This is a genomic window from Streptomyces sp. NPDC014907 (assembly GCF_055562975.1).
The window spans coordinates 303,280-326,905 of sequence record NZ_JBVHEG010000003.1 but is presented as its reverse complement, the minus strand read 5'-3'; the positions used below and the strand labels follow the sequence as shown (position 1 = coordinate 326,905).

Below are 23,626 nucleotides of genomic sequence, written 5' to 3'. Positions count from 1 at the left end.
ATAATTCCTGTAGAAACCTTCATCCTTCCGGCGAGGACCTGACGTCAGGCGAGAGGGGCCCGGAACCGTACCCACGGTTCCGGGCCCCTCGTCAGTACGTCGTCGGCGTCTCGTACCGCTTACCGCGCCGCGTCCGGGTGGACCGCGTCCGTCACCGGGCGGTCCTCCGTCTTCGCGGACGGCTTCTCGACCGGCTTGCGGAGCTGGATGTTCAGCTCGCGCAGGCGGGCCTCGTCCAGCTCCGTCGGGGCGCCCATCATGAGGTCCTGGGCGTTGCCGTTGAGCGGGAAGGCGATGGTCTCGCGGATGTTGGGCTCGTCCGCGAGGAGCATGACGATGCGGTCCACGCCGGGGGCGATGCCGCCGTGCGGCGGGGCGCCGAACTGGAAGGCGCGGAGCATGCCGGCGAACTCGGTCTCGACGGTCTCCTTCGAGTAGCCCGCGATCTCGAACGCCTTGAACATGATCTCGGGCTCGTGGTTCCGGATGGCGCCCGAGGACAGCTCGATGCCGTTGCAGACGATGTCGTACTGCCAGCCGAGGACGTCCAGCGGGTCCTGGGTCTCCAGGGCCTCCAGGCCGCCCTGCGGCATCGAGAACGGGTTGTGCGAGAAGTCGATCTTCCCGGTCTCCTCGTCCTTCTCGTACATCGGGAAGTCCACGATCCACGCGAAGCGGAAGACGTTCTCCTCGAACTGGCCGGCGCGCTTGGCGGCCTCGACCCGGACCGGACCCATGATCCTGGAGACCTCGTCGAACTCGCCCGCGCCGAAGAAGACGGCGTGGCCGGGCTTCAGGCCCAGGCGCTCGGTGAGGACCGCGACGTCGTCCTCGGTGAGGAACTTGGCGATGGGGCCGGTCAGGGCGTTGCCCTCGCCGACGCGGACCCAGGCCAGGCCCTTCGCGCCGAGGGAGACGGCGTAGTCGCCGAGGGAGTCGAAGAACTTGCGCGGCTGGTCGCCGGTGTCCGGGACGGCCAGGGCGCGGACGTGCTTGCCCGCGAACGCCTTGAAGCCGGAGTCCGCGAAGACGTCGGTGAGGTCGACCAGCTCCAGGGAGGTGCGCAGGTCGGGCTTGTCGTTGCCGTACTTCAGCATCGACTCGCGGAACGGGATGCGCGGGAACGGCGAGGTGACGTGGCGGCCGCCGCCGAACTCCTCGAACAGCTCGGTCATGAGCTTCTCGATCGGCTGGAAGACGTCCTCCTGCTCGACGAAGCTCATCTCGACGTCGAGCTGGTAGAACTCGCCCGGCGAGCGGTCGGCGCGGGCGTCCTCGTCGCGGAAGCAGGGCGCGATCTGGAAGTACCGGTCGAAGCCGGAGATCATCAGGAGCTGCTTGAACTGCTGCGGGGCCTGCGGCAGCGCGTAGAACTTGCCCGGGTTCAGGCGGGAGGGGACGACGAAGTCACGGGCGCCCTCGGGGGAGGTCGCGGTGAGGATCGGGGTCGCCATCTCGTTGAAGCCGAGGGCCACCATCTTGGAGCGGATCGACGCGATGACCGCCGAGCGCAGCATGATGTTGCGGTGCATGCGCTCGCGGCGCAGGTCGAGGAAGCGGTACTCCAGGCGCCGCTCCTCGTTGACGCCGTCGTCGGCGTTGATGGTGAAGGGGATCTGCTGGGCGGCGCCGAGGACCTCGACCTCCGCGACCTCGACCTCGACCTCACCGGTGGGCAGCTCGGCGTTGACGTTCTCGGCACCGCGCGAGACGACCTTGCCGTCGACCCGGACGACCGACTCCTTGGTCAGCTTGTCGAGCGCGTCGTACGCGGCGGTGCCGGGGCGGGCGACGAGCTGCGTGATGCCGTAGTGGTCGCGCAGATCGATGAAGAGGATGCCGCCCAGGTCGCGCCGATTGTGCAGCCAGCCGCTCAGCCGGACGTCGGTGCCGACGTCAGAGGCGCGGAGCTCGCCGCAGGTGTGGGACCTGTACCGATGCATCGTCGTTCATCCAGTCTTCGGGATTCGGTGGAAATCTTGACGGCTTCAAGGACAGCGCCAAGGTTTCCAGCGTACCGGCCGGGTCATGATCGCTTTTCGAATACCGGCGGTGGCGGCCCGCGGTCACCTCTTCATAAAGTGGGGCAATGCGCACCGAGGACGTCCTGGCCGCCATCGCGACCGGTTTGTGGCGCTGGGACAACGCGTCCGGGATCGTCTCGCTCGACGCGGAGGCGGCCCGGCTGCTCGGGCTGCCCGCCGAGCCCGTACGGCTGACCGAGGCCGCCGTGCGCTCCCGGTTCCACCCCGTCGACTGGAACGAGATCGACGGGGTGGTGGGGCTCGCCGTCGCCGAGGGCACCCTCGCGGAGTCCCGGCTGCGGATCATGGACGAGCACGGACGGGTGATCCGTACCGTGCGGAGCCGGTCCAAGCCGCTGGTCGAGGAGGGCGGCTACCAGCTCGTCGGCACCCTCCAGGAGGTCGCGGAGCAGTCGCCGGGCATCGCCGCCCGCACCCCGGTCACCGGCGACTGGCGCCGTTCCCGCGAGGCCTTCCTCCTCGACGCCGGCCGGGCGCTGGCGGAGGCGCGGTCGACGGCCGAGGTCCTGCGGGTGGCCGCCTCGCTCTCCATGCCCGGCTTCTCGCCGGACGGGCTCGCCGTCTTCGGGGTCGCCGGCGACCGGCTGACGGTCATCGGGCACCACGGGCAGCGCCGGGAGGACGAGGAGCCCTTCACGTCGATGTCGCTGGACACCGACTATCCGGCGGCGGAGGTGGTGCGCACGGGCCGGGCGATCTACCTGCCGACGCCGGAGGAGTACCTGGGCCGCTACCCCGCGACGTGGCCGCTCGCCCGGCGCTTCGGGCGCCGCTCCTGGGCCTTCCTTCCGCTGGTGGTCTCCGGGCGCACGATGGGGGCCTGGATGGCCGCCTTCAAGCACCCGGTGGCCTTCACGCCGGACGAGCGCTCCGTGCTCACGACGGTGGCGCGGATGCTGGCGCAGGCCCTCGCGCGTGCGGGCGTGGCGGAGTCGGAGCGCGAGCTGACGCTCGGCCTCCAGCGGACGATGATGCCGGTCCTGGGCCCGGGGGTGCCCGGCGTCCGGGTCGCCGGGCGGTACGTGCCGACCGGCGGCGGGCTCCAGGTGGGCGGCGACTGGTACGACCTGATCCGGCTGCCGGGCGGCAGCTCCCGCGCGGACGGGGACGGCACGGGCCGGATCGCCCTGGTCATCGGGGACGTCCAGGGGCACGACGTACGGGCGGCGGGCCTGATGGGGCAGCTGCGGATCGCCCTGCGCGCGTACGCCTCCGAGGGGCACCGGCCGGACGCGGTCCTCTCGCGCGCCTCGCGCTTCCTGTACGGGATCACGGACGGCACGGGCGGGGAGGACGGGGAGGAGGGGGAGGGCGGTCCGCGCTTCGCGACCTGCCTGTACCTGGAGGTCGACCTGGAGACGGGGAGGGTGGAGATCGCGCGGGCGGGACACCCCGAACCGGCGGTGCGGATGAACGACGGAACGGTTCTGCTCAAACCGACGGCCGGCGGCCTGCCGCTCGGCATCGTCCCCGACACGGACTATCCCACCACCCGGCTGACCCTGGACCCCGGCGAGATCCTGATGGTCTGCACCGACGGCCTCCTGGAGACCGGCGGGCACGACCTGGACAGCGGCTGGGAACGGGTCAGGAAGACTCTGGAGTCCCACGACGGCGAGGACCTGGAGGCCCTCGCCGACACCCTCGTGGAGGCCGTCCACGGCCCCGGCTCGCACCACACCACGGGCCCGCTGGCGGACCGGCGCGAGGACGACATCGCGCTCCTGCTGCTCTCCCGCCGCCCCGCCGGCACCGTGCGGGAGGCCCCGCGCCGCACCCTGATGACGATCGCCCAGGCGGAACCGGAGCGGATCGCGGAGGCCCGGGAGCAGGTGCGGCAGCTGCTGCACGACTGGGCGGACGAGGACCAGACCGACTCGGCGGTCCTGATGGTCTCCGAGATGGTCACCAACGTCCTCGTCCACACGGACGGCGACGCGTTCGTGCTCGCGGAGGTCTCCTGCGGCGAGAGGTCCCGCTGCCTGCGCGTGGAGGTCTCCGACACCAGCGACGAACCGCCCCACCGGCGCCGGCCGGGCGAGATGGCGTCGAGCGGGCGCGGCCTGCTCCTGATGGAGATGCTGGCGCACGCGTGGGGCGTCGACCCGCGGGGCGAGGGCAAGACGATCTGGTTCGAGCTGAACGAGACGGTGGCGGAGGAGTAGGGGCGGGCTCCCGGAGCGGGGCAGCGCGCCGAAGCAGGCCCGGCCCCGGTTCTCAGGCGCCGTCCGCGCGGTGCGCCCCGCCGTCGCCCTCCCCCGGCTTCCCCGGCCTTTCCGGCTTCCCCTGCTTTTCCGGTCCCTCCCGTTCCCCGTACCGGTCGCGCAGCTCCCCCAGGATGCCCGTCGCGGCGGCGGTCAGGGGGACGGCGAGCAGCATGCCCAGGATGCCCGCGACGGACGCGCCCGCCGTGATCGCCAGCATCACGGCGGCCGGGTGCATGTGCACGGTGCGGCTCTGCACCAGGGGCTGGAGCAGGTGTCCCTCGACGGCCTGGACGGCCAGGACGACGCCGAGCGCCCACAGGGCGATGACGAAGCCCCGGTCGGCGAGGGCGACGAGGACGGCGACCGCCCCGGAGAGGAAGGCGCCGAGGTAGGGGATGTAGGCGGTGACGAAGACGAGCGCCGCCAGCCCGACCGCGCCGGGCACGCGCAGGACGAGCAGCCCGACGCCGATGAGGGTCGCGTCGACCAGGGCGATGAAGGTCGTGCCCCGCATGAACCCCTCGACGGCCTCGAAGGCCCGGCGCGCCATGGCCTCCACGACGTCGCCGGTGTCCCCGGGGACGACGGAGCGCAGGGCTCCGGCGGCCCGGTCGGAGTCGCGGAGGAAGAAGAAGACGAGGAACAGGGCGAGGACGGCGGTGGCCAGCAGGTGGCCGACGACGCCGATCCCGGAGAGCACCCCGGAGGCGGCGGTCCCGCCGAACTTCTTGAGGAGGTTCCCGGCGTTCCCGCTGAGGTCGTCCAGGGAGGTGCCGACCGCGCCGAAGTGCCGGGCGACGTCCTGGGCGGCCCGCCGCAGCGAGGCGACGATCTGGTCTCCGGTGTCGACGAGGGCGGCGACGACGATGTACGCGGCGCCGCCGACGACCGCGAGGACGGCGAGGACGGTGAGCGCGGCGGCGAGGGACTTCTGCACCCTCATCCGCAGCAGGCGCCGGTGGAGCGGGCCGAGGAGGGCGGTGCCGAGGATCGCGAGCAGGACGGGCGTGACGGCCGTCCTGAAGGTGACGCACAGCCAGACCCCGACGGCGGTGACCCCGGCGACGAGCAGCAGGACGGCGCACCAGGCGGCGGTCCGGCGGGCGGATTCGGGAAGGAGCGGTCCGGTGGTCGTCTGCACCCGACCACCGGACCACGCCGTCCGGCGCGCCGTCGCGCGCTGACGGTCCGTACGGGGGACGGGGCGTCAGCGCGGGCGCGGGCGCCGGGCGGGCCCCACGGGTGCCGGCGGCTCCGCGCGGAGGGGCACCGCCGGGCGCGGACGGCGGGACGGCGGGGATAGCCGTACGACGGGGCGGCGGGGCGGCGGACAGCCGTACGGGCCGGAGCGCGCGCCCCGGCCCGTACGGTCCTCGTCCCTACTCTCCCATTCCGTGCACCGCCGGGATGGTGCCGAGGCGGCCCGCCTGGAAGTCCTCGAAGGCCTGGCGCAGTTCGGCCTGGGTGTTCATGACGAACGGGCCGTAGTGGGCCATCGGCTCGCGGATCGGGCGGCCGCCGAGGAGGACGACCTCCAGGTCCGGGGTGTTGCCGTCCTGCTTCTCGTCGGCGCGGACGGTGAGGGAGCCGCCCTTGCCGAAGACGGCGGTCTGGCCGGTGTGGACCGGGCGCCGTTCGGCGCCGACGGAGCCGCGTCCGGCGAGCACGTACGCGAGGCCGTTGAAGTCCTCGCGCCAGGGGAGGGTGATCTCGGCGCCGGGGCGCAGGGTGGCGTGGATCATCCGGATCGGGGTGTGGGTGACGCCGGGGCCCTCGTGGCCGTCCAGCTCGCCCGCGATGACGCGGAGCAGGGCGCCGCCGTCGGGGGAGGTGAGCAGCTGGACCTGGCCGCCGCGGATGTCCTGGTAGCGGGGGGCCATCATCTTGTCCCTGGCCGGCAGGTTCACCCAGAGCTGGAGGCCGTGGAAGAGGCCGCCGCTGACGACCAGGGACTCCGGCGGGGCCTCGATGTGGAGGAGGCCGGCGCCGGCGGTCATCCACTGGGTGTCGCCGTTGGTGATGGTGCCGCCGCCGCCCTGGGAGTCCTGGTGGTCGAAGGTCCCGTCGATGATGTAGGTGACGGTCTCGAAGCCGCGGTGGGGGTGCCAGGGGGTGCCCTTGGGCTCTCCGGGCGCGTACTCCACCTCACCCATCTGGTCCATCATGATGAACGGGTCGAGGTACTGGTGGTTGATCCCCGCGAAGGCCCTGCGGACCGGGAAGCCCTCTCCCTCGAATCCGGAGGGGGCCGTGGTCACGGCGAGCACGGGGCGGGCCGGGGCGTCGGCGGGGGCGGCGACGCGCGGCAGGGTGAGCGGGTTCTCGACAGTCACGGCGGGCATGGCGGGACCTCCTTGGGGGACCTTGCGCGTCCACTTTAGTTGAACAGTGAACTTCTTGCCACCGGGAACGCGGAACGCCCGGAGGGAATTCCCCCCGGGCGCTCTCCGCACGGACCGTCCGCGCCGGCCGCGCGGCTCCACGACCCGCCCGCGACTCCACGGCCGCTCAGCCGTTCGCGGCCGTTCGCGGCCGTCCGCGTCAGCCGTACATCCGCCGCATCGCGAAGTCGACCATCTGCTCCACGGCCTTCGCGTCGAAGACCATGCGGTGGTCGCCCTCCATGTCGAGGACGAAGCCGTACCCCGTCGGCAGCAGGTCGATCACCTCGGCCCCGGTGATCACGAAGTACTTCGACTCCTTGCCCGCGTACCGCCGCAGCTCCTTGAGGGACGTGAACATGGGGATGACCGGGTGCTGGGTGTTGTGCAGGGCCAGGAAGCCGGGGTTGTCGCCGCGCGGGCAGTAGACCTTGGACGTCGCGAAGATCTGCTGGAAGTCCTCGGCGGCCAGCGTGCCGGTGGTGAAGGCGCGCACCGCGTCCGCGAGGGAGGGCGGGGAGGGTTCGGGGTAGAGCGGGGCCTGGTGTCCGTACCCCTGCGCGCCGCCCTCCATACCGCCCTGCTGCGGCGGGATGTACTGCTGCTGGGCGGTACCACCGTCTGCGTGCTGGCCGTATCCGTACATGGCCCCCAGACTAGCGAGCGGCGGGGCCGCGCCGGGGCCCCGCGCCCCTTACCCGCCGGTACGTCCGGCGGGGCGGGACCCGTGGGGCGCCAGGGGCCCCCGGGACGGGCGGGGCGGGCGAGGCGCGTCACAGATGCCCGCCAGGGGTTGCCCTTATTACCGACGGGTAGCATCATCGGAGAGAGCGTTTTGCTACTCGCTGGTACGTGTACGAGGAACCTCCCTCCCCGAGCCTTACGGAGCCGTCGCCATGGGGCACTACAAGTCGAATCTCCGCGACATCGAGTTCAACCTCTTCGAGGTCCTCGGGCGCGACAAGGTGTACGGCACCGGTCCGTTCGAGGAGATGGACGTCGAGACCGCCAAGAGCATCCTCGACGAGATCCGCCGCCTCGCCGAGAACGAGCTCGCGGAGTCCTTCGCCGACGCCGACCGCAACCCGCCCGTCTTCGACCCGGAGACCAACACCGCCCCGGTCCCCGCCTCCTTCAAGAAGTCGTACGACGCCTTCATGGAGTCCGAGTACTGGCGCCTGGGCATCCCCGAGGAGATCGGCGGCACCGTCTCCCCCCGCTCCCTGATCTGGGCCTACGCGGAGCTGCTGCTCGGCTCGAACCCGGCCATCTGGATGTACTCCTCCGGCCCGGCGTTCGCCGGCATCCTCTACACCGAGGGCAACGAGGCGCAGAAGAAGGTCGCGCGCATCGCCGTCGAGAAGCGCTGGGGCTCCACCATGGTGCTCACCGAGCCCGACGCGGGCTCGGACGTCGGCGCCGGCCGCACCAAGGCGGTCCAGCAGGAGGACGGCTCCTGGCACATCGAGGGCGTCAAGCGCTTCATCACCTCCGGCGAGCACGACATGGAGGAGAACATCCTCCACTACGTCCTCGCCCGCCCCGAGGGCGCCGGCCCCGGCACCAAGGGCCTCTCCCTCTTCCTCGTCCCGAAGTACGAGTTCGACTGGGAGACCGGTGAGCTGGGCGCCCGCAACGGCGTGTACGCCACCAACGTCGAGCACAAGATGGGCCTCAAGGCCTCCAACACGTGCGAGATGACCTTCGGCGACAAGCACCCCGCCAAGGGCTGGCTGGTCGGCGACAAGCACGACGGCATCCGCCAGATGTTCCTCATCATCGAGTTCGCCCGCATGATGGTCGGCACGAAGGCGATCTCCACCCTCTCCACGGGCTACCTCAACGCCCTGGAGTACGCCAAGGAGCGCGTCCAGGGCACCGACCTGGCCAACTTCATGGACAAGGCCGCGCCCAAGGTCACCATCACGCACCACCCCGACGTCCGCCGCTCGCTCATGACGCAGAAGGCGTACGCCGAGGGCATGCGCTCCCTCGTCCTCTACACGGCCTCCGTGCAGGACGAGATCGCGATCAAGGAAGCGGCCGGCGAGGACGCCAAGGCGCTGCACGGCCTCAACGACCTGCTGCTCCCGATCGTGAAGGGCTACGGCTCCGAGAAGGGCTACGAGCAGCTCGCGCAGTCGCTCCAGACCTTCGGCGGCTCCGGCTTCCTGCAGGAGTACCCGGTCGAGCAGTACATCCGGGACGCCAAGATCGACACCCTCTACGAGGGCACCACGGCCATCCAGGGCCAGGACTTCTTCTTCCGCAAGATCGTCCGCGACCAGGGCGCCTCCCTGAACGCGCTCGCCGAGGAGATCAAGAAGTTCCTCGCGGTCGGCACCGGCGGCGAGGAGCTGGCCGGCGCCCGCGACGCGCTCGCCAAGGCCGCCGTGGACCTGGAGGGCATCGTCGGCGCGATGCTCACCGACCTCACCGCCACCGGCGAGGACGTCAAGAACATCTACAAGGTCGGCCTGAACACCACCCGCCTGCTGATGGCCTCCGGCGACGTGGTCGTCGGCTACCTGCTCCTCAAGGGCGCGGCCGTGGCCGCCGAGAAGCTGGCCGCCGGCGCCTCCGGCAAGGACGCCGCCTTCTACCGGGGCAAGATCGCGGCCGCGAAGTTCTTCGCCGCCAACGTCCTGCCCGGCGTCTCCACCGAGCGCGCGCTCGCCGAGGCCATCGACGGCTCGCTGATGGACCTGGACGAGGCCGCGTTCTAGGACCCGCTCCGCGCGGCGACCGGAACACCCTCCCGTCCAGCGCGGGAACGGCCCGTCCCCGGGGAGGGGGGCGGGCCGTTCCCGCTGTCCGCGGGCGTCCCCGCGGGGCCCCGCGCCACCCCGGGGCCCCGTCCCCGCCCGCCGGGCCCTGCGTAAGGTGAACCCATGAGCAGCGCAGCTTCCCGCACCACCGCCGGCCCCTTCGACCGCGGACACACCGACGACCTGACGGCCTTCCTCTCGGCCTCCCCCTCGCCGTACCACGCGGTGGCGAACGCCGCGGAACGGCTGGAGAAGGCCGGATTCCGCCGGATCGAGGAGACCGCGGCCTGGGACGCGACGAGCGGCGGGAAGTACGTGGTCCGCGGCGGCGCGATCATCGCCTGGTACGTGCCGGAGGGCGCCGCCGCCCACACCCCGTACCGGATCGTCGGCGCCCACACCGACTCGCCCAACCTGCGCGTGAAGCCGCTGCCCGACATGGGCTCCCAGGGCTGGCGGCAGGTCGCCGTCGAGATCTACGGCGGCACCCTCCTCAACACCTGGCTCGACCGCGACCTCGGCCTCGCCGGGCGGCTCACCCTCCGCGACGGCACCCACCGCCTGGTGAACGTGGACCGGCCCCTGCTGCGCGTCCCGCAGCTCGCCATCCACCTCGACCGGGGGGCCAACGACGGCCTCAAGCTGGACCGCCAGCGCCACATGCAGCCCGTCTGGGGCACCGGGGACGTCCACGAGGGCGACCTGATCTCCTTCGTCGCCGCCGAGGCCGGCGCCGACGCCGACGACGTCGCCGGCTGGGACCTCATGGTCCACGCCGTGGAGGCCCCCGCCTACCTGGGCCGCGACCGCGAACTCCTCGCCGGGCCGCGCATGGACAACCTGCTCTCCGTCCACGCCGCCACCGCCGCCCTCGCCTCCCTCGCGGGCCGCGACGACCTCCCGTACATCCCCGTCCTCGCCGCCTTCGACCACGAGGAGAACGGCTCCGAGTCCGACACCGGCGCGCAGGGCCCCCTCCTGGGCAACGTCCTGGAGCGCTCGGTGCACGCGCGCGGCGGCTCCTACGAGGACCGGGCGCGCGCCTTCGCGGGCACCGTCTGCCTCTCCTCCGACACCGGCCACGCCGTGCACCCCAACTACGCGGAGCGGCACGACCCGACGCACCACCCGCGCGTCAACGGCGGCCCGATCCTCAAGGTGAACGTCAACCAGCGCTACGCCACCGACGGCAGCGGCCGGGCCGTCTTCGCCGCCGCCTGCGAGAAGGCGGGCGTGCCCTGGCAGACCTTCGTCTCCAACAACGACATGCCCTGCGGCACCACGATCGGCCCGATCACGGCCGCCCGCCACGGCATCAGCACCGTGGACATCGGCGTCGCGATCCTCTCCATGCACAGCGCCCGCGAACTGTGCGGCGCGGAGGACCCGTACCTCCTCGCGAACGCGCTGGTGGCCTTCCTGGAGGGCTGAGCCGCCCCGCTCCCGGGCGGGACCCTGCGCGAAACATCCGCGAAAGGTCCCGCCCGGCAGGCTCGTCCCCATGCACCGACATGAGGGTCCGCCGCCGCGGAAGTTCGTCCCGTTCGCCGTCGTCGCCGTGCTCCTGGCCCTGACCGGGGCGGGGCTGCTCGTCGCGAAGTACGACGAGCGGCCCCCGTGGGGCACGGACATCGCGTACGAGGGGGGTTACGTCCAGGCCTCCCGCATCCGCGGGTACGACGTGGACGGGACGCGGACGAAGGCGCTGCTGGACGGGGAGTGCGCGCGCATGGAGCGGGACGGCGCGGGCGGCGACCGGGCCGTCCACGACCCGGCCGCCTGGGTGGAGGGGTGCCTGGACGCGGCCGCCGGACGCCCCTCCAAAAACCAGGGGATCGTCCGCTGATCCCCCGGCGGCCCCTCAGGCCCGCTCGTCCATGCCCGCGAGGATCAGCGGGAGCCGGGAGACGCCCGCGTCGGTGACCTTCACCGGGACGCCCCAGTCCTGCTGGTGGACGTGGCAGGCCGGGTACTCGTTCGCGGGGTCGTCGTCGCAGGAGGCGGCCATCGCGGAGACGTGCAGGACGCCCTCGGTGACCTCCGGGTTCAGGTCCAGCTCGCGGAAGAGGTCCGTGCCCGTGCCCTCGCCGCCGAGCAGCAGCTCCGGCGGGGTCGAGGAGACCAGGAGCCGGGTCGAGGGGCCGTACCGGTCGTCCAGCTTCTGTCCGGTCGGCGCCCGGAAGACGACGTCGAGGCGGAGGCGGCCGGGGGCCACCCCGGTGGCCTCGCGCCGGGTGCGGTGGGCGACGGCCTCGACCCGGACGGCCTCCTCGGGCAGCCGCAGCCGGGTCAGCCGGTGCCGGGCGGACTCGACCACCACGATGTCGCCGTCCACGAGGACCGCGCCGCTCGGCTCGCGCAGGTCGGTGGCGAGGGTGGTGACCTCGCCGGTGGCGGGGTCGTAGCGGCGCAGGGCGTGGTTGTACGTGTCGCTGACGGCGACCGAGCCGTCGGGCAGTGCGGTCACGCCCAGCGGGTGCTGGAACAGCGCCTGGCCGGCGTCGCCGTCGCGGTGGCCGAAGTCGAAGAGGCCGGTGCCGACGGCGGTGCGGACGTTCCCGTCCGTGCCGATCCAGCGCAGGGAGCTGGTCTCGGAGTCCGCGATCCACAGCCGGTCGCCGGCGGCCGCGAGCCCGGAGGGCTGCGCGAACCAGGCCTCGGCGGCGGGCCCGTCGACCAGGCCCTCGTTGGTCGTCCCGGCCGCGACCCCGACGGTCCCGGTCTCCGGGTCGTACGTCCACAGCTGGTGGACGCCGGCCATCGCGATCCACACCTTGCCCTGCCACCAGGCCACGTCCCACGGTGAGGAGAGGTCGACCTCCAGGGCGGGGCCGGAGGTCGGGGACCCCTGCCACCACTGCTTCCCGGTGCCGGCGAGCAGCTCGATCGCGCCGCTCTCCGGGTCGTACGCGCGCAGGGCGTGGTTCACCGTGTCGGCGACGACCACCGTGCCGCCGGGCAGCAGGGCGAGTCCCTGCGGCTCGCGGAAGACGCCCTCGCCGACGCGGCGCACGACGGTCTCGCCGTCCGCAGCCAGCTCGACGAGCCGGTGCCGGGTGGTGTCGGAGACCAGGAGGTTCCCGGACGGGAGGACGACCGCCTTGCCCGGGAAGCGCAGGTCGGTGGCGACGGGTTCCGGCGCCACGTAGGGTCCGTCGCCGCGCCGCAGCGTCCCCTTGGCCCCGTGCTCGGCCTCCAGCTCCTCGACCAGGGTCCGGATCGCGTTGGCGTGGCCCTCGCCGGCGTGCTGGGCGACGACGTACCCCTCGGGGTCGATCACGACGAGCGTCGGCCAGGCGCGCACGGCGTACTGCTTCCAGGTCGCCAGCTCCGGGTCGTCCAGTACGGGGTGGTGCACCTCGTACCGCTCGACGGCGTCCACCACCGCCCGGTGCTCGGCCTCGTGCACGAACTTCGGCGAGTGCACCCCGATGATCACCAGGGTGTCGCGGTGCTTCTCCTCCAGGTCGCGCAGCTCGTCGAGGACGTGCAGGCAGTTCACGCAGCAGAAGGTCCAGAAGTCGAGGAGGACGATCTTTCCCCGCAGGCCGGCGAGGGTCAGCTCTTCTCCGCCCGTGTTCAGCCAGCCGCCCTTGCCGATCAGTTCGGGGGCGCGGACACGGGCACGTCGGGGCGCGGGGGTGGGCGCGGGAGCGTTCATGGGTCAAGGGTGCCGTACGGGTGGAAAGTGGGGGGCGGGTGGGGTGAGGGGCGTGTCCGGGAGCGGGTTCGGGGGCGGGGGCCGGTCAGCATGGCGGGCATGGCGGAACGTGCGGTCGGATCGTCGGACTATTACCGCTGTCGGGTGAGCGGCGGGTTCCTCGTGGCGGTGCCCCTCGTCCTGGTGCTGCTCGTCCTGACGGAGGTCGTCCCGTTCCTCTTCCCCGCCCCCTCCGCCTGGGCCGGCGGGGTCGGGGACGAGGCCCTGCGGCTGACCGTGACCGTGAACGGCCGCGCCGACAGCGGGCGCCACCCCCCGGAGGTCCGCGCCGGGACGGAGGTCGTGAAGCGGTACCACCTGGTCAACCGGGGCGAGGCGGACCTGTACGGGGTGCGGGTCCTGGACCCCGGGGTCCCGGGAGGGGCCGCGCGGTGCCCGGAGCGCCCCCTCCCGGCGCTCGGGGAGACGGAGTGCGTCGCCCGCTTCCCCGCCCTGCCCGGCACGCGCCGGGACGCCGTACGGGTCGAGGGCGACGTCCCCTCCCTGTCGCGGCGCCTCACCGCGACCGTCCCCTCCGGGTACACCGGGGTCGCCGGGGCCCTCCAACTCACCGTGCGGGCGGCGGTCGGGGTCCCGGAACCGGGCGCGGCCACCGTGACGTACACCGTCACCAACCGGGGGAACCTCCCCCTCCGGGCCGTACGGGTCGAGGACCCCGGCCTCGGCCTCACCTCCGGCACCCCGGACTGCGGAGGCCCGGACGGAACCGTGGCCGCCCTCGCCCCGGACACCTCGGCCCTCTGCGCGGCCACCGTACGGCTCGCCCCGGGGACCTACCGGAGCACGGGCCTCGCCTCCGGGAGCGACGGGACGGCCACGTACGGGGCGGGAGGCGAGCGGGTCTCGGCACCGGTGCTCACGGCGGGGGCCACGGCCGTCTTCGTGGTGGGGGAGGGCGGCACGGGCGGAGGGACCGGGGGGAGCGCCCCGGGGACGGGGGGAACGGGGACCGGGACGGGCGGCACCCCGGGATCGGGCGCGGCCCCGGGAGCCGCCGGGCCCCCCGGAGCGCGGGCGAACCCCGGGGCTCCGGGAGCGGCCGGGACTCCGGGGGCGGCCGGGCCGGAGCCGGGAGAGGTCGTGATCGAGGCCGGTGAGGCCGGAACGGGGAGCGGCGGGGCGGGGAGCGGCGGGACTCCGGGGGGTCCGGGTGCCCCGGGGGTGCTCGCGGCAGGGGGAGCCACCGGGCTCCTCGGCATTCCCGGAGTGCTCCTGCCTCCCGGGACCCCCGGAGTCCCCGGGACCGGGACCGGCGCGGCCCCCGGGGCCGTACCGCCGGGAGCCGCCGTACCGGCGCCCCCGGCTTCCCCCGTGTCCCCGGCTTCCCCCGCCTCCCCGGCGCCCCCGCGGGGCCTTCCCCCGGTCCGGGACGCCGCCTCCGAACCCCCCGCGCTCCGCCGCGCCACCGGAACCGACGACGAGGGGTTCCTCGGGCGGCTGCGGCGCCGGGGGCGGGAGGCGCGGGAGTTCGGGGTCGTGACGATGCTGCTGCTGCTCCTGATCCCGGCGGCCGTCGCCGCCGCCCTGCTCGGAAACAGGAAGGGATGACCGCCGTGCTCGAAACCCTCGCCGTCGTCCTCGGGGTCGCGCTCGTCGCCGCCCTCTCCGTCTTCGCCAAGACCAGGCTCTTCCCGGTCGGCGAGGACGAGGAGCCGCGCGAGGACGTGGCCGAGTACATCGCCATGATGGTGTCGGTCCTCTACGCCGTCGTCCTCGGCCTCTGCCTGGTCTCCGTCTGGGAGACCCGCTCCGCCGCCGCCGACCACGTCCAGGCCGAGGCGAGCGCACTGCACCAGACGTACCTCCTCGCGGACTCGCTCCCCACCGCCCAGCGGCAGCCGGTGCGCGACGCGGCCCGGGCGTACGCGCACCACGTCGTGGGCGTCGAGTGGCCCGCGATGGCCGCCCGCGAACCGCTGGACTCCTCCGGCTGGACGCTGCTCGACCAGCTGCGGCGGGCGGGCGAGGTGACCCGCGCCGACCGGATGTCCGAGCAGATCGCGGCCCAGGAGGTGCTCGCCCAGCTCGGTTACGTGGACGACGCGCGGCGCGGCCGGGAGGCGGCGGCGCAGGAGAGCCTGTCCCCCGTGCTGTGGACGGGGCTGCTGATCGGCGGCCTCCTGACGCTCGCGTTCATGTTCATCTTCGGCATCAAGAGGAGCACGACCCACGTGGTGATGGTGATGGGCCTGTCCGGGTTCATCGCCTTCACGGTGCTGCTGATCCACCAGCTCGACTCGCCGTACGGGGGGCTGCTGGGGGCGACCCCGGACGTGTTCACCCGTTACTTCGGGTGAGATCCGGGTGAGAAACGGGGCCGGCGGGCAGACATGGCGGGGTGAAATACCTCGTACGGGACAAGATCTTCGCGATCGGTGACGACTACTGGATCGAGGACGAGGAGGGCCGCCACGCCTTCCTCGCCGACGGCAAGGCCATGCGGCTGCGCGACACCCTGGAGCTGAAGGACCCCGAGGGGCGGGTCCTGATCACGCTGCGGCAGAAGCTGTTCGGCCTGCGGGACGCGATGACGATCGAGCGGGACGGCCAGCCACTCGCCACCGTCCGCCGCAAACGGCTCTCCCTGCTGCGCAACCACTACCGGGTGACGCTCGCCGAAGGCACCGAACTGGACGTCAGCGGCCGGATTCTGGACCGGGAGTTCGTCGTCGAGTACGAGGGCGAACTCCTGGTGCACGTTTCCCGGCAGTGGTTCCGCGTCCGCGACACCTACGCGGTGAACGTGGTCCGGGAGGACGCGGACGCCGCCCTCCTCGTCGCGGTCGCGGTGTGCGTGATCAGGATGGCCGAGCGGGAACGGGAGGACTGAGCCCCGGTCAGGACGCCTTCCCCCCGGTCTCCTCCAGGGCCCGGTCCAGCGCCTGGTCCAGATCCGCCCACAGGTCCTCGACGTGCTCGATGCCGACCGAGATCCGGACCGTCCCGGCGCCGATGCCGGCCGCCGCCAGGGCCGCCGCGTCGAGCTGGTGGTGGGAGGTGGAGGCCGGGTGCATCACCAGGGTCTTCACGTCTCCCAGCGAGACGCTGAGCGAGGCCAGCCGGACCGCCTCCACGAAGACGCGGCCCGCGTCCCGGCCGCCCGCCAGGTCGGCCGAGATCACCCCGCCGCCCCCGCCGGACAGCAGACGGGCGGCGACCTCCCGGTCCGGGTGGTCCGCGAGGGCCGGGTGCCGGACGGCCGCGACCGCCGGGTGCGCGGCGAGCCGGGCCGCCAGCTCGGCGGCGTTCGCGCACTGCCGCTCCACGCGCAGGGAGAGCGTCTGCAGACCGCGCAGGGTGAGCCAGGCGGCGAACGGGTCGGTGGACGCCCCCTGTTCGACGGCGTGGCGGCGGACCCTGCCGTACAGCCCGGGGTCCTTGAAGACGGCGACCCCGCCGAGGACGTCCGCGTGCCCGGCGAGGTACTTGGTGGCGGAGTGGAGCACGATGTCGGCGCCGTGGTCGAGGGGGCGGCAGAGGAGCGGGGAGGCGAAGGTGTTGTCCACGGCGACCGGGACCCCGGCCCCGGCGGCGACGGCGGCGAGCGCGGGGAGGTCGGAGACGCGGGTGGTCGGGTTGGCGATGGTCTCCAGGTAGAGGAGACGGGTCGAGGGACGCAGGGCGGCCCGGACCTCCTCCGGGTCCGTCCCGGAGACGTACGTGACCTCGACGCCCCAGCGGGCGGCGAGGTCCTCGAGGACCGCGTACGTACCGCCGTACAGGCACGACTGGGCGACGACGTGGGCACCGCCGCCGAGGAGCGCGAGGAGGACGGCGTTGACGGCGCCCATGCCGGAGGCGAAGGAGAGGCCGGAGGTGCCGCCTTCGAGACGGGCGACGGCGTCCTCCAGGGTGCGGACGGTGGGGTTGCCGAGGCGGGCGTAGAGGAAGGCGTCCGGGGAGGTGAAGCCCTCGGCCAGGGCGTCGGCGGAGTCGAACGCGAAGACGTGTCCCTGGTGGAGGGGAACGCCGAGGGGCCTGCTGCCGGTGACCTCGACGCGGGGCGGGTGCACGGCGAGGGTCCCGGGACGGAGCGAGGGGCCGGGGAGGCCGGGGGCGCCGGACGCGTCGGGGAGGCCGGGGGCGCCGGACGCGTCGGGGAGGCCGGACGCATCGGGGAGGCCGAGGGCGTCGGAGGTGCCGGGAGTGCCGGAGGTCTCGGGAACGCCGGAGGTCTCGGGGGCGGCAGGGGTTTCGGGGGCGTCGGCGTGGCTCATGCGGCCAGTCTGGGGAGCGGACGCTTGCCTTCCCAGGTCCAATCCCGGCAGATTGGTCCGGCGATGGAGCCAATCCTTTCCTCCCCCTCCCCCTCCCCTTCCCCGTCCCCCTCCCCCGACGTGCTGGTCGCCCGGCTCGGGCGCTGGGCGGCCGGGCGCGGACCGCTGTACCTCCTGCTCGCCGCCCGGCTGCGCCGGCTGATCGACGAGGGGGTGCTGCCGCCCGGGTCCCTCCTGCCGCCGGACCGGCGCTTCGCCGCGGCCCTGGCCGTGGGCCGTACGACGGTGGTCGCCGCCTACGACACGCTGCGGCAGGAGGGACGGCTCGTCCGCCGGCAGGGCAGCGGTACGCGGGTGGCGCCGGCCGTGCTCGTGCCGGCCCCGGCCGGGGCGGAAGGCATGCCGGCCGGAACACCGGGCAGGGTGGCGGGGGCCCCGGGCAGGGTGGCGGGGCCGCCGGGCCGGGTGGCCGGGGCGCCGGGCCGGGTGCGCGAGACCTCGAACCCCCTCTTCCTGCACCTCCTGGAGGCGCCGGACGACGTGATCCTGCTGAGCTGCGCCGCCCCGGACCGGCCGCCGGCCGAGCTGGTGGAGGCGTACCGCTCGCTCGACCTGCCCGACGGGGACCTCGGCTACCACCCGGCCGGCCTCGGAGCGCTGCGGGCGGCGGTCGCCGCGCGGTACGCGTCCCGGGGCGTGCCGACGGAACCGGAGCAGATCCTGGTCACGACCGGCGCCCAGCAGGGGCTCTCGCTGCTCGTGCGGCTGCTGCTCGCGCCCGGGGACGGGGTCCTGGTGGAGGCGCCGACGTATCCGGGGGCGCTCGACCTGTTCCGGGAGGCGGCGGCCGTGCCGCTGCCGGTGGCGGTGGGGCCCGACGGCGTCGACGTGGCGGAGGCGGTGCGGCTGATGGAGCGGCACCGCCCGGCCCTGGCGTACGTGGTGGCCCGGTTCCAGAACCCGACCGGGACGGTCCTCCCGCCGCTCGCCGGACGGCGGCTCGTCGAGGCGGCGAACGCGCTCGGGGTGCCGCTCGTCGACGACGAGGTCCTGGCCGACCTGGCCTTCGACGACGGGCCGTGGACACCGCTGTCGGCGTACGGGGAGGTGATCGCGGCCGGTTCGCTGAGCAAGGTGGTGTGGGGCGGGCTGCGCGTCGGCTGGGTGCGCGGCCCGGCACCGCTGATCGCCCGGCTCGCCCGGCTGAAGGCCCTGCACGACCTGGGCAGCGACGTGCCGGCCCAGTGGGTGGCGGCCCGCCTCCTGGACGGCTTCGCACCGGTCCTGGAGGCCCGGGTCCGGACGAGCCGGGCGGGCCACGACCACCTGCGGGCCGAACTGTCCCGGCTGCTGCCCTCCTGGTCCTGCGCCCCGGCGGCCGGCGGCCAGACCCTGTGGGTGCGGCTTCCGCACGGCGACGGCGTCTCCTTCGCCCAGCTCGCCCTCCGCCACGGGGTCGCCGTCCTGCCCGGCGCCACCACCGACGCCCTCGGCGGCAGCCTCCGGCACCTGCGGCTGCACTTCCTGGCGCCCCCGGAGGTCCTGACGGAGGCGGTGCGGAGGCTGGCGGCGGCCTGGGCCGAGTACGTCCCGGGGCCGCGGCCGGGGCGGGCCGCCCTGCATGGGATCGTCGTCTGACGCGGCGCGGCCCGGGACGCGGGACCGCGACACGACGACCGAGATCCGTGGGGGAGACCGTGCACACCACCGTCACACCGTTCGCGCTGCACCCGTGGCGAGAGGGAAAGGGGTACGAGCGGCGGTCCGGATGGCGGGGGGAGTCCGCCGAGTTCGGCGCGATCACCGTGGAGGCCCCGCTGCGGCGGACCGTGCCGGAACTGGTGGCGTCCGAACTGCGGGGCGGGCTGTTGCCGACCGCCTCGTACGAGGCCCGGGGGATCCACACGGACGTGCTCCGGCTGCCGACGCTGAACCGGGCGTTCCTCCGCGTCGGCGACGCCCCGGTCTCCCTGAGCCGCAACCGCTTCGGCGCGACGGCCCGGCAGCGGGCCCTGCGCCTGCGGTACGGCGGCGACCGCTACCGGCTGTGGGCGCGGGACCGGCGCTCCTGGGTCCTGGTCCGGGAGCCGGACGCCGAGGACCCGGGCGTCGCCGTGACCGTCCGGGGGAGGCGGCGACGGCTCGACGTCACCGTGTCGGGCCGGGCGGGCGCGGCGGACCTGTCCCTGGCCCTGGTCTTCGCCGGGGTGGACCGGGCGGCCCTCACCCGCGGCGGCTCGCTGCGCGCCGGCCTCTCCCGGATCACCCAACTGTGGGCGGAGACGCAGTACTAGGGCGTCTTCCGGGAGCCCACCCGGCCCGCGACGCCGCTCCCGGAACACGCCCGGGAACGGGTCCGGAAAGGTCCCTCGCCGGGTCCGCCGCCTCAGGTCCGTGTCGGCGCCGCGACGCCCAGCACCCGGTCCTTGAGGGCGGGGAACCGCTCGCGGGTCGTGGTCACCGTGTCCGGGTCGAGGACGGCCCGCAGGACCTCCTCGCCGGCCCCGGCCTCCGCCAGGACCTCTCCCCACGGGTCCACGACGACCGAGTGGCCGGCCTGCTCGACGCCGGCGTGGGTGCCCGCGGTGCCGCAGGCCAGGACGTACGCCTGGTTCTCGACCGCCCGCGCGCGGGCGAGGAGGGTCCAGTGGGCGCGGCGGGCGGCGGGCCAGCCGGCCGGGACGACGAAGGCCTGGGCGCCCGCGTCGACCAGGCCCCGGAAGAGTTCGGGGAAGCGCAGGTCGTAGCAGGTGCCGACGCCGACGGTGAGGTGCGGCAGGTCGACGGTGACCAGGTCCTCCCCGGCGGCCATCAGCACCGCCTCGCCCTCGTCGAAGCCGAAGCGGTGGATCTTCCGGTAGGAGGCGGCGAGTTCCCCGTCGGGGGAGAGGACGAGCGACGTGTTGTAGAGGGAGCCGGCCTCCGCCTCGACGAACGATCCGGCGTGCAGCCAGACCCCGGCGTCCCGGGCGGCCTCCGCCATCACCCGGTGCGTCGGGCCGTTCAGCGGCTCGGACCCGGCGGCGAACAGACCGGACGCGAAGGCCCCCACGGTCCACAGTTCCGGCAGGACGACGAGGTCGGCCCGGCCGCGCTCCTCCCGGACGAGGCGCGCCGCGCGGGCGCGACGGGCTTCGACCGGTTCGTCCGGGTCTACCGCGATCTGGATCAGCGAGGCGCGCACACTACCACCGTCCTGGCATTCGAGCCGTCAACACCGGCCTACGATCGTCACACGAAAGCACTGCCGGGGTGCCTTCGGGCAGCGTAACTTAGCGTCCGAGCCTCCCATTCAGCCGTGTTATTCAGCCCGCGCACCGAAGAACCGCCGAGGGGTCCCGTGACCGTCCATCCCAGCCTCCAGAACTACGCCGACGCCTGGACCCATTCCATCGAGGCGATAGCCGAGCTGGTGCAGCCGCTCGTGGAGGGCGAGTGGAACCGCAGGACCCCCTGCCCCGGCTGGTCGGTCCGGGACATCGTGTCCCATGTCATCGGCATGGAGACGGAGATGCTCGGCGACCCCCGGCCGATCCACTCGCTGCCGCGCGACCTCTACCACGTGCGCAGTGACTTCGCGCGCTACATGGAGGTCCAGGTCGATGTGCGCCGGCACCACACGGCGCCGGAGATGACGTCGGAGCTGGAGTACGTCCTCATCCGCAGGGCCCGGCAGCTCCGCAACGAGAGCCGCTCCCCCGACCGCCTGATCCGGGCCCCGCTGGGCGCCGAGCAGACCCTGGAGGCGGCCTACCGGGAGCGGGCCTTCGACGTGTGGGTGCACGAGCAGGACCTGCGCGCGGCGCTCGGGGTGCCGGGGAACCTGGACTCGCCGGGGGCGTACGTGACCCGGGACGTGCTCCTGGAGGCGCTGCCGGAGGTGGTCGCCAAGGAGGCCGGGGCGCCCGCCCCTTCGGCGGTGGTCCTCGACGTGACCGGCCCGGTGGAGTTCTTGCGGACGGTGCGGGTGGACGCGGAGGGACGCGGTTCGGTCGACGGGGCGCCCTCGCTGGGCCCGGCGGTGACGCTGACGACGGACTGGGAGACGTACGTGCGGCTGGCCTGCGGCCGGGTCCGGCCGGCCGACGTGGCCGACCGGGTCAAGACGGAGGGCGACGAGCGGCTGGCCCGCGCGATCCTCGACCACTTCGCGGTGACGCCCCGCTGAGACCCGGCCCGCCGGGCCGCGCGGTGCCCGGCCGCCCCCGGTCCGCCGGGCCGCGCGGTGCCGCCCGGCCGTCCGTCACACCGGGACGTGCACGGCCTCCACGCGGCTGGCGACGAGCCGTTCCCGTTCCCTGCGGTGGGTGCGGGCCTTGAGCCGCAGGATCTGCACGACGCCCAGGGCCTCCAGGAGGAAGACCGAGGAGAACGCGATCCGGTAGTTGTCGCCGGTCGCGTCGAGCAGCACGCCGACGGCGAGCAGCGTCGTCATCGAGGCGACGAAACCACCCATGTTGACGATTCCCGAGGCGGTTCCCTGACGCTCCGGCGGGTTGGCCGGGCGGGCGAAGTCGAAGCCGATCATCGAGGCCGGTCCGCAGGCGCCGAGGACCAGGCAGAGGGTGACGAGCAGCCACATCGGGGCGCGGTCGCCGGGATACGCCAGGGTGGCCCCCCACAGCAGGGCGGTGGCCGCGACCGTGCCGAGGGCGAGGGGGGCGCGGGCCGCGTGGTGGCGGGCGATGATCTGCCCGTACGCGAGGCCGACGGCCATGTTCGAGAGCACCACCAGGGTGAGCAGCGTCCCGGCGGCGGACCGCGACAGGCCCTGCGCCTCGACGAGGTACGGCATCCCCCAGAGCAGCAGGAACACCATGGCCGGGAACTGGGTGGTGAAGTGCACCCACATGCCGAGGCGGGTGCCCGGTTCGCGCCAGGACTCGGCGATCTGGCGGCGGACGTAGGCGGCGCCCGCGCGGCGGGGGGCCGCCCCCCGTTCGAGCGGGGCCGGGAGCCCGGAGGAGGGCCGGGGCCCGTACCCCTCGGGGTGGTCCTTGAGGAAGAGCAGCAGCAGGACGAGGACCAGGACGCCGGCGAGGGAGCTGCCCACGAAGGTGGCCGTCCAGCCGAGGCCGTGCAGGGCACGGGCGATGAAGACGGTGGAGACGAGGTTCCCGGCCATGCCGAAGAGGGCGGCGACCTGGCCGATGAGCGGGCCGCGCCGGGCGGGGAACCAGCGGCTGCCGAGCCGCAGGACGCTGATGAAGGTCATGGCGTCGCCGCAGCCGAGGAGGGCGCGGGAGGCGAGCGCCGTGCCGTAGGAGGGGGACAGCGCGAAGCCGAGCTGCCCGGCGGTGAAGAGCACGACGCCGAGGACCAGGACCTTCCTGGTGCCGAGCCGGTCGACCAGGAGGCCGACGGGTATCTGCATGCCGGCGTAGACGAGCAGCTGGAGGATGGAGAAGGCGGAGAGCGCGGAGGCGTTGACGCCGAAGCGTTCGGCGGCGTCGAGTCCGGCGACCCCGAGCGAGGTGCGGAAGATGACGGCGACGAAGTAGACGGCGACGCCGACGCCCCAGACGAGGGCGGCGCGGCGGCCGCCGGGCGGATCTCCGGGCAGGGTGACGGCGGAGCCGTGTCCGTCGTGGCCGCTCACCGCTCCTCACCCCGGACCAGGACCTTGACCCGGCCGAGGTGCCGGCGGACGCAGCGCGCGGCGCCCTCGGCGTCGCCCGCCTTGATGCGGTCGAGGATCTCGGCGTGCTCGGTGATGTTCTTGGCGACGCGGTCGGGCCGGGCCTGCATCATGGCGACGCCCATGCGCAACTGGCGGTCGCGGAGCTGGTCGTAGAGGCGGGCGAGGATCTGGTTGCCCGCGTGCCGGACGATCTCGGCGTGGAAGCAGCGGTCGGTGACGGCGACCTCGGCGAGGTCCCCGGCTCCGGCGCGCCGCTTCTGCTCCTCCAGGAGTTCTTCGAGGCGCGCGACCAGGGCGGCGGGCGCGGGCACGGCCCGGCGGACGGCGAACTCCTCGACCAGGAGCCGGGTCTCGACCACGTCCGCGATCTCCTGGGCGGAGACGGCGAGGACGAGGGCGCCCTTCTTGGGGTAGAGCTTCAGCAGCCCTTCCATCTCCAGCTTGAGCAGCGCCTCGCGGACGGGAGTCCGGGACACCCCCACGGCCGTGGCGAGCTCCCCCTCGGTGAGGAGGGTGCCCCCTTCGTAACGCCGGTCGAGTACGGCCTGCTTGACGTGCGTGTAGACGCGGTCCGCCGCCGGTGGTGCTGATGCCATGAACACAGCATAGATACAACAGGGGTACGAAGGTCGGTCGCGTCCGCGAT

The 23,626-nt window shown here is 73.8% G+C and carries 19 protein-coding genes; 10 read left to right on the top strand and 9 right to left on the bottom strand.

Annotated elements, in window-relative coordinates; all coding sequences use genetic code 11:
• Positions 1–119: 119 nt before the first annotated feature.
• Entirely contained in the window at positions 120–1,943 is a 1,824-nt protein-coding gene (gene aspS / locus ACZ3IL_RS10645; protein WP_467388692.1) for an aspartate--tRNA ligase, read from the bottom strand.
• 146 nt (positions 1,944–2,089) lie between these two features.
• On the opposite strand from aspS, the gene ACZ3IL_RS10640 reads away from it, so the two are divergent.
• Positions 2,090–4,210, top strand: coding sequence for an ATP-binding SpoIIE family protein phosphatase (locus ACZ3IL_RS10640; RefSeq protein WP_467388690.1), 2,121 nt, complete (start codon positions 2,090–2,092; stop codon positions 4,208–4,210).
• Positions 4,211–4,262: 52 nt separating this feature from the next.
• On the opposite strand, the gene ACZ3IL_RS10635 is transcribed toward ACZ3IL_RS10640, so the two are convergent.
• From ACZ3IL_RS10635 to ACZ3IL_RS10625, 3 genes are all read right to left on the bottom strand, one after another.
• Entirely contained in the window at positions 4,263–5,393 is a 1,131-nt protein-coding gene (locus ACZ3IL_RS10635) for an AI-2E family transporter (RefSeq protein WP_467388688.1), read from the bottom strand.
• 238 nt (positions 5,394–5,631) lie between these two features.
• Positions 5,632–6,594 carry a pirin family protein gene (locus ACZ3IL_RS10630; protein ID WP_467388686.1) on the bottom strand — a complete coding sequence of 321 codons (963 nt, stop codon included), beginning with the start codon at positions 6,592–6,594 and terminating at the stop codon, positions 5,632–5,634.
• A gap of 199 nt (positions 6,595–6,793) precedes the next feature.
• On the bottom strand, positions 6,794–7,279 hold the full coding sequence (locus ACZ3IL_RS10625; protein WP_388694965.1) for an SseB family protein: 486 nt from the start codon (positions 7,277–7,279) through the stop codon (positions 6,794–6,796).
• Positions 7,280–7,529: 250 nt separating this feature from the next.
• Here ACZ3IL_RS10625 and ACZ3IL_RS10620 point away from each other — a divergent pair, with 250 nt between their 5' ends.
• The 3 genes from ACZ3IL_RS10620 (at position 7,530) to ACZ3IL_RS10610 (ending at position 11,247) form a co-directional block, all read left to right on the top strand.
• A complete protein-coding gene (locus ACZ3IL_RS10620; RefSeq protein WP_467388683.1) occupies positions 7,530–9,359 on the top strand; it encodes an acyl-CoA dehydrogenase in 1,830 nt (609 codons plus the stop codon).
• Positions 9,360–9,524: 165 nt separating this feature from the next.
• A complete protein-coding gene (locus tag ACZ3IL_RS10615) occupies positions 9,525–10,832 on the top strand; it encodes a M18 family aminopeptidase (protein WP_467388681.1) in 1,308 nt (435 codons plus the stop codon).
• Between the two features lie 70 nt (positions 10,833–10,902).
• Positions 10,903–11,247, top strand: coding sequence for a hypothetical protein (locus ACZ3IL_RS10610; protein WP_467388679.1), 345 nt, complete (start codon positions 10,903–10,905; stop codon positions 11,245–11,247).
• A gap of 15 nt (positions 11,248–11,262) precedes the next feature.
• Here the strand turns inward: ACZ3IL_RS10610 and ACZ3IL_RS10605 are convergent, their stop codons facing one another.
• A complete protein-coding gene (locus tag ACZ3IL_RS10605) occupies positions 11,263–13,062 on the bottom strand; it encodes an NHL domain-containing thioredoxin family protein (RefSeq protein WP_467388677.1) in 1,800 nt (599 codons plus the stop codon).
• 144 nt (positions 13,063–13,206) lie between these two features.
• Here ACZ3IL_RS10605 and ACZ3IL_RS10600 point away from each other — a divergent pair, with 144 nt between their 5' ends.
• From ACZ3IL_RS10600 to ACZ3IL_RS10590, 3 genes are read left to right on the top strand one after another with little or no spacing between them, the layout of a single operon-like run.
• Positions 13,207–14,670 (top strand): hypothetical protein, encoded by a 1,464-nt coding sequence (locus tag ACZ3IL_RS10600; RefSeq protein WP_467388675.1) that lies wholly within the window; start codon positions 13,207–13,209, stop codon positions 14,668–14,670.
• Positions 14,667–15,419, top strand: a complete 753-nt coding sequence (locus ACZ3IL_RS10595; protein ID WP_467388673.1) for a bestrophin-like domain — start codon at positions 14,667–14,669, stop codon at positions 15,417–15,419. The genes ACZ3IL_RS10600 and ACZ3IL_RS10595 overlap by 4 nt, the downstream gene beginning before the upstream one ends.
• Before the next feature lie 41 nt (positions 15,420–15,460).
• Complete coding sequence (locus tag ACZ3IL_RS10590) at positions 15,461–15,952, top strand: LURP-one-related/scramblase family protein (protein ID WP_467388671.1); 492 nt, start codon at positions 15,461–15,463, stop codon at positions 15,950–15,952.
• A gap of 7 nt (positions 15,953–15,959) precedes the next feature.
• On the opposite strand, the gene ACZ3IL_RS10585 is transcribed toward ACZ3IL_RS10590, so the two are convergent.
• Positions 15,960–17,339 (bottom strand): trans-sulfuration enzyme family protein, encoded by a 1,380-nt coding sequence (locus ACZ3IL_RS10585; protein ID WP_467388670.1) that lies wholly within the window; start codon positions 17,337–17,339, stop codon positions 15,960–15,962.
• A 63-nt stretch (positions 17,340–17,402) separates the two neighbouring features.
• On the opposite strand from ACZ3IL_RS10585, the gene ACZ3IL_RS10580 reads away from it, so the two are divergent.
• Positions 17,403–18,977, top strand: coding sequence for an aminotransferase-like domain-containing protein (locus ACZ3IL_RS10580; RefSeq protein WP_467388668.1), 1,575 nt, complete (start codon positions 17,403–17,405; stop codon positions 18,975–18,977).
• A gap of 59 nt (positions 18,978–19,036) precedes the next feature.
• A complete protein-coding gene (locus tag ACZ3IL_RS10575; protein WP_467388666.1) occupies positions 19,037–19,633 on the top strand; it encodes a hypothetical protein in 597 nt (198 codons plus the stop codon).
• Positions 19,634–19,725: 92 nt separating this feature from the next.
• Here the strand turns inward: ACZ3IL_RS10575 and ACZ3IL_RS10570 are convergent, their stop codons facing one another.
• On the bottom strand, positions 19,726–20,523 hold the full coding sequence (locus tag ACZ3IL_RS10570; RefSeq protein ID WP_467388665.1) for a carbon-nitrogen family hydrolase: 798 nt from the start codon (positions 20,521–20,523) through the stop codon (positions 19,726–19,728).
• A 156-nt stretch (positions 20,524–20,679) separates the two neighbouring features.
• Here ACZ3IL_RS10570 and ACZ3IL_RS10565 point away from each other — a divergent pair, with 156 nt between their 5' ends.
• On the top strand, positions 20,680–21,507 hold the full coding sequence (locus ACZ3IL_RS10565) for a maleylpyruvate isomerase family mycothiol-dependent enzyme (RefSeq protein WP_467388663.1): 828 nt from the start codon (positions 20,680–20,682) through the stop codon (positions 21,505–21,507).
• Between the two features lie 75 nt (positions 21,508–21,582).
• Here ACZ3IL_RS10565 and ACZ3IL_RS10560 read toward each other — a convergent pair whose 3' ends face one another.
• Complete coding sequence (locus ACZ3IL_RS10560) at positions 21,583–22,938, bottom strand: MFS transporter (protein ID WP_467388661.1); 1,356 nt, start codon at positions 22,936–22,938, stop codon at positions 21,583–21,585.
• Positions 22,935–23,576: a GntR family transcriptional regulator gene (locus ACZ3IL_RS10555; protein WP_467388659.1), complete on the bottom strand. Its 642-nt coding sequence runs from the start codon at positions 23,574–23,576 to the stop codon at positions 22,935–22,937. The genes ACZ3IL_RS10560 and ACZ3IL_RS10555 overlap by 4 nt, the downstream gene beginning before the upstream one ends.
• Positions 23,577–23,626: the final 50 nt, after the last annotated feature.